This is a genomic window from Thauera aromatica (assembly GCF_023093595.1).
In the GTDB taxonomy this organism is placed as follows: Bacteria; Pseudomonadota; Gammaproteobacteria; order Burkholderiales; family Rhodocyclaceae; genus Thauera; species Thauera aromatica_A.
The window spans coordinates 24,818-37,250 of the sequence record NZ_JALLIK010000108.1 but is presented as its reverse complement, the minus strand read 5'-3'; the positions used below and the strand labels follow the sequence as shown (position 1 = coordinate 37,250).

The following is a 12,433-nucleotide window of genomic DNA, read 5'->3' as shown; positions in this document are numbered from 1 at the left end:
ATTCGGCAAAGGCGGCAGTTTATCATGGCGCACCTACGCAGCCCGCGAGGGTTCATCTCGTCTTCCCGATGGCTCGATTACTCCACCGCTTCCTCACCCGCGGCGATGCCCTCGCCCACCTGCAGGATCATGTCGTCCGCCTGCGCCGGCTGCAGAGCGTGCTGGAAACCGCACTGCCGTCGCCGCTGACGGGCCAGTGCCAGGTCGCCAACCTGAAGGACGGCACACTCGTGATCAGTGCGCGCGGCGCGGCGGCCGCGGTGCGGCTGAAGCAGATGCTGCCCAGCCTGGTGGAGCACTTCGCCCGCGCCGGCCATGCGGTGCAGTCGATCCGGGTCAAAGTGGCTCAGCCCGAACAGCCCGAGTGGCGCCGCCCGAGCACCGAACGCCACATGTCGGCCGACGCCAAGGCCAGCCTCAGCGTCTTCGCTCAAAGCCTGCCCGCCGACGCGCCCTTGCGCGAAGCACTCGAACGCCTGGTGCGGCGCGGGCGCGACTGAGGCCGGCCGCAGCGGCGACTGGAATCGGCCCAGCGGGAATCAGCCCAGCGGCGCCAGCACGCGCTCGATCGCGAACAGGGCGAGGAACAGGAAGAGCACGACCACGGCGATGCGGAACGCCTTCCATGCCCAGGACTTGTAGCGCGGATTACCGGTCAGCAGCCACAGGACGACCGCCCCGCCGACGGCAAACACCGCCAGCAGCAGCAGGAAGCGCATGATCAGCACGCCGCGGCCCTCCCCCGCGGACGGCGTCCGGGCGGCGCCGGCCGCCGCTCAAGGGCGGGGAACACGGCGGGGAAAAGAACGGGCGTGAAGCCGGGGCGATTCACGTGTGTCAGGCAAGCGCCGGGAAAGGTGCGAACTGGTGCGCGACCGCCGGCGGAGTGGCTTCGCTCCGGTCGAAGCTGACGATTTCCCAGGCTTCGCGGTCTTCCAGCAGCACGCGCAGGATCTGGTTGTTGAGCGCATGCCCGGCCTTGTGCGCCGAATAGGCGGCGAGCAGCGGATGGCCGCACAGGTAGAGGTCGCCGATCGCGTCCAGCACCTTGTGCTTGACGAATTCGTCGGCATAGCGCAGGCCTTCGGCGTTGAGCACGCGGTACTCGTCCATCACGATCGCGTTTTCCAGGCTGCCGCCGAGGGCGAGGCCGTTGGCACGCATGAACTCGACGTCCTGCATGAAGCCGAAGGTGCGCGCGCGGGCGACGTCGCGCACATAGGACTGCTCGGCGAAGTCGATCGTGACCTGGGTCGAGGTGCTGTCGATCGCGGGGTGGTTGAAGACGATCGAAAAGCTCAGGCGGAAACCGTCGTAGGGTTCGAGGCGGACCCACTTGTCGCCTTCGACGTACTCCACCGTTTTCCTGACGCGGAGGAATTTCTTCGCCGCCGGCTGCTCTTCGATGCCCGCGGACTGGAGCAGGAACACGAAGGGCGCGGAGCTGCCGTCGAAGATCGGCATTTCCGGCGCATCGACGTCCACATGGAGGTTGTCGATGCCCAGCCCGGCGAGCGCCGACATCAGGTGCTCGACGGTGCCGACCTTGTGCCCGTCCTTTTCCAGGCCGGAACACATGCGCGTGTCGCACACCGCATAAGGGTCGGCGGGCAGGGCCAGCGGTGGATCGAGGTCGATGCGGTGGAAGACGACGCCGGTGTCGGGCGCGGCCGGGCGCAGGACCAGGGTCACCTTGCGTCCGCCATGCAGACCGACGCCGGTGGCCTTGACGACGGATTTGAGGGTGCGCTGCCTGATCATGACCGGATTCCTTTTTCGATCACGAATTTTAGCATGTGCCCCCGTTGCCGCCCGGGCCCCTGCAGCGCGCGCGCCAGGCCGTTGCGCAAGCGGATGTTGCAGACGCACGCTGCCGCATGGGGCAGGCAGCGGTCACGAACCGGAGGCGGCGACTCGCACCCGCTGCCCGCAGGCGGCGGCACGGCAGGAGGGGCGGCGCAGGAAGCGGCCGCCGGCAACGCTTCAGTCGGCCTGGCGGCGCAGGAAGGCGGGAATGTCGTAAGTGCCGACGCCGCTCGTGCTCATCGCTTCGACCGTGGTGCGGCGACCGCTGCGCATCACCGCCGGCACGTCGAGGCCATGCACGTCGCCCGCGGCGCTGCTCATCGCCGGGCCGTAAGTGCCGGTACCCTGCACCACCTGCATCACCGGCTGGCGCGCGGTGCGCGGCGCCCCCAGGCCGGTGGCGACCACGGTGATGCGGATGCGGTCTTCCATGGTGTCGTCGAACACCGTGCCGTACTTGACGAAAGCTTCGGGCGCGGCAAACGCCTGCACCGTCCTCACCGCGTCACGCACTTCGGACATTTTCAGCGACTTGCTCGCGGTGATGTTGATCAGCACGCAGCGCGCCCCCGACAGCTCGGTGCCTTCGAGCAGCGGCGACACCGCGGCCTGCTCGGCGGCGATGCGCGCACGGTCCATGCCGGCCGCTTCGGCCGAGCCCATCATCGCCCGCCCCATCTCCGCCATCGCGGTGCGCACGTCCTGGAAGTCGACGTTCACCAGCCCGGGGACGTTGATGATCTCGGCGATGCCGCCGACCGCCGAGCGCAGGACGTTGTCGGCCGAGCGGAAGCACTCCTCGAAACCGGCGTCATCGCCATAGACGTCGAGCAGCCGGTCGTTGAGCACGACGATCAGCGAATCGACATGGCGGGTGAGTTCTTCCACGCCACTTTCGGCGACGCGGATGCGGTTCTCGAAATCGAACGGCTTGGTCACCACAGCGACGGTCAGGATGCCCATTTCCTTGGCGATCTCGGCCACCACCGGCGCGGCGCCGGTGCCGGTGCCGCCGCCCATGCCGCCGGTGATGAACACCATGTGCGCGCCTTCGAGCGCGGCGGCGATCTCGTCGCGCGATTCCTGCGCGGCGGCGCGGCCGGCCTCGGGCTTGGAGCCGGCCCCCAGGCCGCTGTTGCCGAGTTGCAGCTTGAGCGGCGCGAGGCAGCGCTTGAGCGCCTGCGCATCGGTGTTGGCCGAAATGAACTGCACGCCCTTGACGCCCTCGCGCAGCATGTGATCGACCGCGTTCCCCCCAGCACCGCCGACACCGACCACCTTGATGACGGTGCCGCACGGTTCCTTCTCAACGATTTCAAACATTTGCCTCGCCTCCTGAATTGACGATCCTGCTCGACACCAAACCCGGCCGGCTTCTATTTAGTATGTGTTTTTCAGTCTACTACTAAATAAACTTATGCAGCCCGGCCGGGATCTGCAACCTGGTCAAAAATTCCGTTCGAACCACGCCTTCATCCGCCCGAACACCTGCCTGACGCTTCGCACCTCGCGCGTCTGCAGCCCGCGGCGGCGCTGCGTCATGCCTTCCATCACCAGACCCATTGCGGTCGCATAGCGCGGCTGGCACACCACGTCGGCAAGGCCGCCGTCGTACTGCGGCGCGCCGATCCGCACCGGCATGTGGAACACTTCTTCGCCCAGCTCGACCATGCCGCGCATCACCGCCGAGCCGCCGGTGAGCACGACCCCGGAAGACAGCAGCTCCTCGTAGCCGCTGCGCCGCAGCTCGGCCTGAACGAGCTCGAACAGCTCGGACACGCGCGGCTCGATGACGTCGGCCAGGGCCTGGCACGACAGCTTGCGCGGCGGCCGGTCGCCCACGCCGGGGACCTCGATCATGTCCTCGGGGTCGGCGAGCTGGTGCATCGCCACGCCGTGGCGGATCTTGATCTCCTCGGCCTCCGCGGTCGGGGTGCGCAGCGCCATCGCGATGTCGTTGGTGATCTGGTCGCCGGCCACCGGGATCACCGCGGTATGGCGGATCGCGCCCTGGGTGAACACGGCGATGTCGGTGGTGCCGCCGCCGATGTCGATCATGCACACGCCGAGCTCCTTCTCGTCTTCGGTCAGCACCGCGTGGCTCGAGGCGAGCGGCTGCAGGCTCAGGTCGAGGACTTCGAGGCCGCAGCGGCGCACGCATTTGATCACGTTCTGCGCCGCCGACACCGCGCCGGTGACGATATGCACCTTGACTTCGAGGCGCACTCCGCTCATCCCGATCGGTTCGCGCACGCCGCCCTGGCCGTCGATGATGAACTCCTGGGTCAAGGTGTGCAGGATCTGCTGTTCAGCCGGGATCGGCATCGCGCGCGCGACTTCGATGACGCGCTCGACATCGAGCGCCGACACTTCCTTTTCCTTGATCGCCCACGAGCCGTTGGAATTGAAGCTCTTGATGTGGCTGCCGGCGATGCCGGTATAGACCTCGTGGATCTTGCACTCGGCCATCAGCTCGACCTCCTGCACCACCCGCGAGATCGCATCCACCGTGGCTTCGATATTGACCACCACACCGCGCTTGAGCCCGCTCGCCGGCTGCGTGCCCAGGCCGACCACGTCGAGGCGGCCGTCAGGCTTCACTTCGGCCACCAGACAGGTGACCTTGGCCGTGCCGATGTCGAGGCCGACGACCAGTTCCTTGTAGTTCTTGTTCATTTCTTGCCCTTCCTGCCAGCAGGCGACGCCGCCGGCAACAGCACCGAGGCGTCCGCCGGGGTCAGCGCGAAGCCGCCTGGATAGCGCAGGTCCGCGACCTTGATGTCGATGTCGATATTGTCCTGCACCCGCGGCCATACCGCGATGAAACGCTGCAGCCGCTCGGCGAGCGGGGATTCGTCCTGATCGCGGCCGACGATGACGGTCATCCCGTTGTCGAGGTGGAGCCGCCAGGCCTGGCGCGCCGACAGCGCGAGGCCGACCAGGCGCAAGCCCAGCGGCTGGAGCATCGCGGCGAACTCGCCATGGCGCGCGAGCAGCGTACGGGCGGAGCCTTGCGGGCCGTCGAACTGGGGCAGATCGGCATTGCTCGCGGCGGTAAACACTTCACCGTAGCGGTTCACCAGGCGCGCCTCGCCGCTTTCGGACACGGTCCAGTACGCCACCGCCTCGTGCTCCTCGATCCGCAGTTCGAGCGCATCGGGCCAGCGCCGGCGCACTTCCGCCTTGCGCACCCAGGGCAGCTTCTCGAACGTGGCCCGGACGGCGTCGAGGTCGACCATGAAGAAATTGCCCTGCACCGCCAGACGCGCCGCATATCCGAGCTGGGCCTCGGTGACGTGGGCGGGCGGCGTCAGCACCACCAGCTCGCGCAGCGGGAACAACGGGCGCGACACGAACCAGGCCACCAGCGCCCAGCCCAGCGCCACGGCCGCGCCCAGCGTGAGCAGATCGGAGAACAGATCGAGCAGCGCCGGTCGGTGCCACACGCCTTTCTCTGCACTCGGTCGCGCGCCCGCTCCACGCGGGCGGGCGGAACGGATCGCCGCGGGATGGGCGCGCGCTTCAGCCAAGGCGGGCCCCCTCCAGGATCTTCAGGCACAGCGCGGCGAACTCCAGCCCGGCGACGCGGGCCGACATCGGCACCAGCGAATGCCCGGTCATCCCCGGCGAAGTGTTCATCTCGAGCAGGTAGGGCCGGCCGTCGGCGTTCAGGATCAGGTCCACCCGCCCCCAGCCGCGGCAGCCGAGCACGCGCGCCGATTTCATCACCAGCGCCTGCAGCGCCGCCTCCTCGCCCGCGGGCAGGCCGCAGGGGCAGTCGTAGCGGGTATCGTCGGTGAAATACTTGTGCTGGTAGTCGTAGTTGCCGCCGGGGGCGACGATACGCACCAGCGGCAGCGCGCGGTCTTCGAGAAAGGGCGCGGTGAGCTCCTCCCCGGCGATGAACTCCTCGGCGATCACCAGGCGGTCGTAGCGCGCCGCCAGTTCCCACGCTGCCTTCAGCTCGCCCGGCGCGGTCACCTTCGTCGCGCCCATGCTCGAGCCTTCGTGCACCGGCTTGACGAAGATCGGCAGGCCCAGCTCGGCGACCACCGCCTCCCAGTCGGTGTCGGCGTCGAGGATCGCGTAGCGCGGCGTGGGCAGGCCGCTCGCCAGCCACACCATCTTGGTGCGCCACTTGTCCATCGACAGCGCCGAGGCCATCACCCCGCTGCCGGTGTAGGGGATGCCCATCAGCTCGAGTGCGCCCTGCACCGTGCCATCCTCGCCACCGCGGCCATGCAGGGCGATGAACACGCGCGCGAAGCCCTCTTCCTTCAGGATATGCAGATCGCGCTCGGCAGGATCGAAGCCGTGGGCATCGACTCCGGCCCCCTGCAGCGCGGCCAGCACCGCCCGCCCCGACATCAGGGAAACATCGCGCTCGGCGGAGTCTCCGCCGAACAGCACCGCGACTTTGCCGAAGTCCTTGTTCACACTGCGTCCTCGATTCGGGCGAGTTTGCCCGGCACCGTGCCGATGCTGCCCGCCCCCATGGTGATCACCACGTCGCCCGCGCGCGCGGCAGAAAGAATCATTTTCGGCAGGTCGGCGATGTCCTCGACGAACACCGGCTCGACCGCCCCCGCCACCCGCAGCGCGCGCGCCAGCGCACGGCTGTCGGCGGCGACGATCGGCGCCTCGCCGGCGGCGTAGACTTCGGCCAGCAGCAGCGCGTCGGCCGTCGACAAGACCTTGACGAAGTCGTCGAAGCAGTCGCGGGTGCGGCTGAAGCGATGCGGCTGGAAGGCCAGCAGCAGGCGACGCCCGGGAAACGCGCCGCGCGCCGCGGCGATCGTCGCCGCCATCTCCACCGGATGGTGGCCGTAGTCGTCGATCAGGGTGAAGCTGCCGGACTCGGCGCCGTCCACGCTCGGCAGCGGCACTTCACCGTAGCGCTGGAAGCGCCGGCCGACGCCGTTGAACTCGGCCAGCGCCTTGACGATCGCGGCGTCGGGCACCTGCACTTCGGTTGCGACCGCGATCGCCGCCAGGGCGTTGAGCACGTTGTGCAGGCCCGGCAGGTTGAGCTCGATCGCAAGCCGCGAGGTCGTGCCGTTCACCCGCACGCAGTCGAACAGCATCCGTCCGCCGGCGGCGCGGACGTTCTCGGCGCGGATGTTGGCGCCCGGCGACAGGCCGTAGCGCACGATCTGCTTCGACACCCGGGGGATGATCTCGCGCACGTTGGGATCGTCCTCGCACAGCACCGCGACGCCGTAGAACGGCAGGCGCTGGAGGAAATCGACGAAGGCCTGCTTGACCCGGCCGAAGTCGTGGCCGTAGGTGTCCATGTGATCGGCATCGATGTTGGTGACCACCGACAGCACCGGGTTGAGCAGCAGGAAGGAGGCGTCCGACTCGTCGGCCTCGGCCACCAGGAAGTCGCCCTTGCCCAGGCGCGCGTTGGCCCCGGCGGCATTGAGCCGGCCGCCGATGACGAAAGTCGGGTCGATGCCGCCTTCGGCGAGGATGCTCGCCACCAGCGAGGTGGTGGTGGTCTTGCCGTGAGTGCCGGCGATGGCGATGCCGCTCTTGAAGCGCATCAGCTCGGCGAGCATCTGCGCGCGCGGCACCACCGGAATGCGCCGCGCGCGCGCGGCCGCGACTTCCGGGTTGTCGTCCTTCACCGCGGTCGACACCACCAGCACGTCGGCATCGGCGACGTTGGCCGCATCGTGGCCGCGGACGACGCGTGCGCCCATGTTCTGCAGCCTGCGGGTGGCGGCGTTGTCGCCGAGGTCGGAGCCGCTGACGCGAAAGCCCTGGTTGACCAGCACTTCGGCGATGCCGCTCATGCCCGCACCGCCGATGCCGACGAAATGGATGTTCCTGACTTTGTGCTTCATGTCCGGTCTCCGCCGGCCAGCGTCGCGCAGACGTCGGCGACCTGCGCCGCGGCCTGCGGCCGCGCCAGCGCGCGCGCATGCTCGGCCATCTGCAGCAGGCGGCCGCGGTCGAGGCTGGCGAGGATGCCGGCCAGGCGTTCGGGGGTGAGTTCGGGTTGCGGCAGCAGGTAGGCTGCACCGCGCGCGGCGAGAAAGCGCGCGTTGCCGGTCTGGTGGTCGTCCACCGCATGCGGGAAGGGCACCAGCAGGCTGGCCACGCCGGCCGCGGCGAGCTCGGCCACGGTCAGCGCCCCGGCGCGGCAGATCACCAGGTCGGCCGCGGCATAGGCGGCGGCCATGTCGTCGATGAAGGCGCGCTGCTCGGCCTCCACTCCGGCCTTCGCGTACGCTTCGCGCAAGGCCTCGAGCTGGCGCCCGCCGGCCTGATGGACCACCACCGGGCGCTGCTCCGGGGCAAGGCGGGCAAGCGCCTGCGGCACCGCGGCGTTGAGCGCCGCCGCCCCCAGGCTGCCGCCCACCACCAGCACCCGCAGCGGGCCGCTGCGCCCGGCATAGCGCTCGACCGGCGCCGGCAGCGCAGCGATGTCGGCGCGCACCGGATTGCCGATCCACTCCGCCCGCTCGAGCACCGCGGGAAAGCCGCTCAGCACGCGGTCGGCGACGCGCGCGAGGACGCGGTTGGCCAGCCCGGCCACCGAGTTCTGCTCGTGCAGCACCAGCGGCCGGCCGAGCAGCGCCGCCATCATGCCGCCGGGGAAAGTGATGTAGCCGCCCATCCCGAGGACGACGTCGGGCTTCACCCGGCGCAGCGCGCGCACGGCCTGCCAGAAGCCCGACAGCAGGTTCACCGGCAGCATCAGCTTGCGCACCAGGCCCTTCCCGCGCAGCGCGCCGAAGCGCACCCACACGGTTTCGTAGCCGTGCGCCGGCACGATCCGCGCTTCCATCCCGTCCGGGTTGCCCAGCCAGACGATGCGCCAGCCGCGGGCGCGCAGCGCCTCGGCGACGGCGATCCCGGGGAAGATGTGGCCGCCGGTGCCACCGGCCATGACGAGCAGCGTCCTCATGCCCGCCCTCCGCGCATCAGTTGCCGGTTTTCCCAGTCGACCCGCAGCAGGATGCCGAGCGCGATGCAGTTGGCGACGATGCCCGAGCCGCCGAAGCTCATCAGCGGCAAGGTGAGGCCCTTGGTGGGCAACAAGCCCATGTTGACCCCCATGTTGATGAAGGACTGGACGCCGATCCAGAGGCCGATGCCCTGCGCGACCAGTCCGGAAAAATAGTGCTCGAGGCGGATCGCCTCGCGACCGACGATGAAGGCGCGATGCACGAGCACGGCGAACAGCGCCACCACCACCACCACCCCGACGAAGCCGAGCTCTTCGGCGATCACCGCGAGGAGGAAGTCGGTATGCGCCTCGGGCAGGTAGAACAGCTTCTCCACGCTGCCCCCGAGGCCGACCCCGAACCATTCGCCGCGGCCGAAGGCGATCAGCGAGTGGGACAGCTGGTAGCCCTTGCCGAACGCATCCTGCCACGGGTCCATGAAGCCGAAGATGCGGTCGCGGCGGTAGGGCGAGGTCCAGATCAGGATCATGAAGCCGATCACCGCCGCCACCGCCAGCAGGACGAACACCTTGACGTTGACCCCGCCGAGGAAGAGCACGCCGAAGGCGATCACGGTGATGACGACGAAAGCGCCGAAGTCGGGTTCGCTCAGCAGCAGGAAGCCGACGAACAGGATCACCACCATCATCGGCAGGAAGCCGCGCATGAAGCTGCCCATCACGTCGAGCTTGCGCACGGTGTAGTCGGCGGCGTAGAGCGCGGCGAAGATCTTCATCAGCTCGGACGGCTGCAGGTTGACCGGGCCGAGCGACAGCCAGCGCTGGGCGCCGTTGACTTCGCGCCCCACCCCTGGAATCAGGACCACGACCAGCAGCACCACCCCGGCCACGAACAGCGCCGGCGCGAGCTGCTGCCAGCGCGCCATCGGCAGGCGGAAGCTGACCAGGCCGAGGCCGATGCCGATCGCCAGGAACACGGCGTGGCGCATGAGGAAGTAATGCGACTGGTAGCCGGTAAAGCGGCTGCCCTCGGCCGTGGCGATCGAGGCCGAATACACCATCACCAGCCCGATCAGGAGCAGCCCGACCGCCGACCAGATCAGCAGCAGATCGAGTTCCTGCGCCGGCGTCCCGCCCGGCGCGAAACGGCCACGGGGGCGCGGACGCGCTTCGCCCGCCGCACGTCCGGCGGCGACGGCGAAGCGCCCGGAGAGCCTGCTGGCGAGCTTCATCGCGCGCTCACCTCCGCCAGCCTGCGCACCGCGGCGACGAAGACTTCGGCGCGGTGGGCGTAGTTGCGGAACATGTCGAGGCTGGCGCAGGCCGGCGACAGCAGTACCGCGTCGCCGGCCTGTGCCAGCGCCGCGGCACGGAGCACCGCGGCGTCGAGGTCGGGCGCATGCTCGAGCGCGACGCCGCACCCGGCGACCGCCGCGGCGATGCGTCCGGCATCGCGCCCGAAGAGCACCGCGGCGCGCGCGCGGCGCGCCAGCGCCGGCCCCAGCGGAGCGAAGTCCTGACCCTTGCCGTCGCCCCCGGCGATCAGCACCACCGGGCGGTCCATGCCTTCGAGCGCGGCCACCGTGGCACCGACGTTGGTGCCCTTGGAATCGTCGTAGAAGCGCACGCCGTCGGTGCGCTCGGCGACCAGCTCGACCCGGTGCGGCAGGCCGCGAAAGGCGGTCAGCCCCGGGAGCAGGCGCTGCGGCGCGATCCCCAGCCCGCCTTCGCACAGCGCCAGCGCGGCGAGCGCGTTGGCGGCGTTGTGGCGGCCGGCGAGCGCCAGCTCGGCGAGCGCGAGCAGGCGCTCGCCGCCGCGCACCAGCCAGTCGCCGCCCGCGCCCGCGGCGATGCCGTAGTCGTCTCCCGCCGCAGCCGCGGAGCCGAAGCGGATCACGCGGCGGTCGGGCAGGGCCATCGCCGCCACCCGCACATCGTCGCGGTTGAGCACCTGCACGCCGGCACCCTGGAAAATCCTGGCCTTGGTCGCGGCGTATTCTTCGATTCCGGCGTAGCGGTCGAGGTGGTCGTCGCTGATATTGAGCACCGTCGCCGCGTCCGGGTCGAGGCCGTGCATCGTTTCGATCTGGAAGCTCGACAGCTCCAGCACCCAGCACTGCGGCAGCGCCGCCCCGGCTTCCAGCCGTTCCATCAACACATCGAGCGCGGCCGGGCTGATGTTGCCGGCCGCCACCGCGTCGATGCCGGCGGACTGCGCCAGCGCCGCGGTCAGCGCAGTGGTGGTGGTCTTGCCGTTGGTGCCGGTGACGGCGAGGATGCGGGTCTGCGCGCGCACGCCGAGTTCGTCCAGGGCCTGCGCCAGCAGGCTCATCTCGCCGGTCAGCGGCAGGCCGCGGCGGCGCGCGGCGGCGGCGACACCGGCGCGCGGGTCGAGCCCCGGACTCAGCGCCACCAGATCGATGCCGTCGAGCACTTCCTCGCCGAACGCGCCAGTGACGAGCTCCGCCAGCGGCGCCTCGGCACGCAGCGCTTCCAGCCCCGGCGGCGCCGCACGGCTGTCGGCCACGCGCAGGCGCGCACCGCGCAGCGCGCACCAGCGCGCCATCGCCAGGCCCGACTCGCCAAGGCCGAGGATGAGGACGTGTTTTCCGGTGAGGATGCTCATCTGAGTTTCAGCGTCGACAGCCCGAACAGCACCAGCATGATGGTGATGATCCAGAAGCGGACCACGACCTGGGTTTCCTTCCAGCCGCCGAGCTCGTAGTGGTGGTGCAGCGGCGCCATGCGGAAAATGCGCTTGCCGCCGCTGGCCTTGAAGTACAGCACCTGCAGCATCACCGACAGGGTTTCGGCGACGAACAGCCCGCCCATCATGAAGAGCACGATCTCCTGGCGCACGATGACCGCGATCGTGCCGAGCGCGGCGCCGAGCGCAAGGGCGCCGACATCGCCCATGAAGACTTCCGCCGGATAGGCGTTGAACCACAGAAAGCCCAGCCCCGCGCCGCAGATCGCGCCGCAGAACACCGCCAGCTCGCCCGCGCCGGCGACGTAGGGGACGCCGAGGTACTTGGCGAACCCGGCGTGGCCGGCGACGTAGGCGAAAATCGCCAGCGCCCCGGCCACCATCACCGTGGGCATGATCGCCAGGCCGTCGAGGCCGTCGGTGAGGTTGACCGCGTGGCTGGTGCCGTTGATCACGAAATAGCTCAGGGCGACGAAGCCGACAATCCCCAGCGGGTAGGCGACGGCCTTGAAGAACGGCACGATCAGCTCGGTTTCGGCCGGCGTGCTCGCCGTCGCGCCGAGGTACAGCGCCGCCGCCAGGGCGATGGCCGAAGTCCACAGGTATTTCCAGCGGCTGGCGAGCCCTTTCGGATCACGGTGCACGACCTTGCGCCAGTCGTCGACCCAGCCCACCGCACCGAAGCCGAGCGTCACCAGCAGGGTGACCCAGAGGTAGTCGTTTGCGAGGTCGCCCCACAGCAGCATGGTGAGGCCGATCGCGATCAGGATCAGGGCCCCACCCATGGTCGGGGTACCGGCCTTGGTCAGATGCGATTTGGGGCCGTCGTCGCGCACCGCCTGGCCGATCTTCTTCGCCGCGAGCCAGCGGATCACGCCCGGCCCGGCGACGAGCGAGATCGTCAGCGCGGTCAGCGCAGCGAGCACCGTCCGCAGCGTGATGTAGCCGAAGACGTTGAAGCCGCGGATGTCCTGGCCGAGCCAGAGAGCGAGTTCCAGCAACAT

General features: G+C 69.5%; 12 protein-coding genes. 1 reads left to right on the top strand and 11 read right to left on the bottom strand.

Features of this window, described 5'->3' with window-relative positions; translation table 11 throughout:
* Positions 1–68: 68 nt before the first annotated feature.
* A complete protein-coding gene (locus MXC99_RS13765; protein ID WP_247726002.1) occupies positions 69–500 on the top strand; it encodes a DUF721 domain-containing protein in 432 nt (143 codons plus the stop codon).
* 39 nt (positions 501–539) lie between these two features.
* On the opposite strand, the gene MXC99_RS13760 is transcribed toward MXC99_RS13765, so the two are convergent.
* The 11 genes from MXC99_RS13760 to mraY all read right to left on the bottom strand — a co-directional run bounded on the left by MXC99_RS13760 (position 540) and on the right by mraY (position 12,433).
* A complete protein-coding gene (locus MXC99_RS13760) occupies positions 540–728 on the bottom strand; it encodes a hypothetical protein (RefSeq protein ID WP_247726001.1) in 189 nt (62 codons plus the stop codon).
* Between the two features lie 109 nt (positions 729–837).
* A complete protein-coding gene (gene lpxC / locus MXC99_RS13755; RefSeq protein WP_247726000.1) occupies positions 838–1,761 on the bottom strand; it encodes a UDP-3-O-acyl-N-acetylglucosamine deacetylase in 924 nt (307 codons plus the stop codon).
* A 222-nt stretch (positions 1,762–1,983) separates the two neighbouring features.
* Positions 1,984–3,129: a cell division protein FtsZ gene (gene ftsZ / locus MXC99_RS13750; protein ID WP_247725999.1), complete on the bottom strand. Its 1,146-nt coding sequence runs from the start codon at positions 3,127–3,129 to the stop codon at positions 1,984–1,986.
* Between the two features lie 123 nt (positions 3,130–3,252).
* Entirely contained in the window at positions 3,253–4,482 is a 1,230-nt protein-coding gene (gene ftsA, locus MXC99_RS13745; protein WP_247725998.1) for a cell division protein FtsA, read from the bottom strand.
* On the bottom strand, positions 4,479–5,336 hold the full coding sequence (locus MXC99_RS13740; RefSeq protein WP_247725997.1) for a cell division protein FtsQ/DivIB: 858 nt from the start codon (positions 5,334–5,336) through the stop codon (positions 4,479–4,481). Before MXC99_RS13740 ends, ftsA begins: the two co-directional genes overlap by 4 nt.
* On the bottom strand, positions 5,329–6,243 hold the full coding sequence (locus tag MXC99_RS13735) for a D-alanine--D-alanine ligase (protein WP_247725996.1): 915 nt from the start codon (positions 6,241–6,243) through the stop codon (positions 5,329–5,331). The genes MXC99_RS13740 and MXC99_RS13735 overlap by 8 nt, the downstream gene beginning before the upstream one ends.
* Entirely contained in the window at positions 6,240–7,655 is a 1,416-nt protein-coding gene (gene murC / locus MXC99_RS13730) for a UDP-N-acetylmuramate--L-alanine ligase (protein WP_247725995.1), read from the bottom strand. Before murC ends, MXC99_RS13735 begins: the two co-directional genes overlap by 4 nt.
* A complete protein-coding gene (gene murG, locus MXC99_RS13725; protein ID WP_247725994.1) occupies positions 7,652–8,722 on the bottom strand; it encodes an undecaprenyldiphospho-muramoylpentapeptide beta-N-acetylglucosaminyltransferase in 1,071 nt (356 codons plus the stop codon). Before murG ends, murC begins: the two co-directional genes overlap by 4 nt.
* A complete protein-coding gene (gene ftsW / locus MXC99_RS13720; protein WP_247725993.1) occupies positions 8,719–9,954 on the bottom strand; it encodes a putative lipid II flippase FtsW in 1,236 nt (411 codons plus the stop codon). The genes murG and ftsW overlap by 4 nt, the downstream gene beginning before the upstream one ends.
* The gene (murD, locus tag MXC99_RS13715) at positions 9,951–11,348 is read right to left on the bottom strand and encodes a UDP-N-acetylmuramoyl-L-alanine--D-glutamate ligase (protein ID WP_247725992.1); all 1,398 of its coding nucleotides are present in this window, start codon (positions 11,346–11,348) and stop codon (positions 9,951–9,953) included. The genes ftsW and murD overlap by 4 nt, the downstream gene beginning before the upstream one ends.
* A complete protein-coding gene (gene mraY, locus MXC99_RS13710) occupies positions 11,345–12,433 on the bottom strand; it encodes a phospho-N-acetylmuramoyl-pentapeptide-transferase (RefSeq protein ID WP_247725991.1) in 1,089 nt (362 codons plus the stop codon). Before mraY ends, murD begins: the two co-directional genes overlap by 4 nt.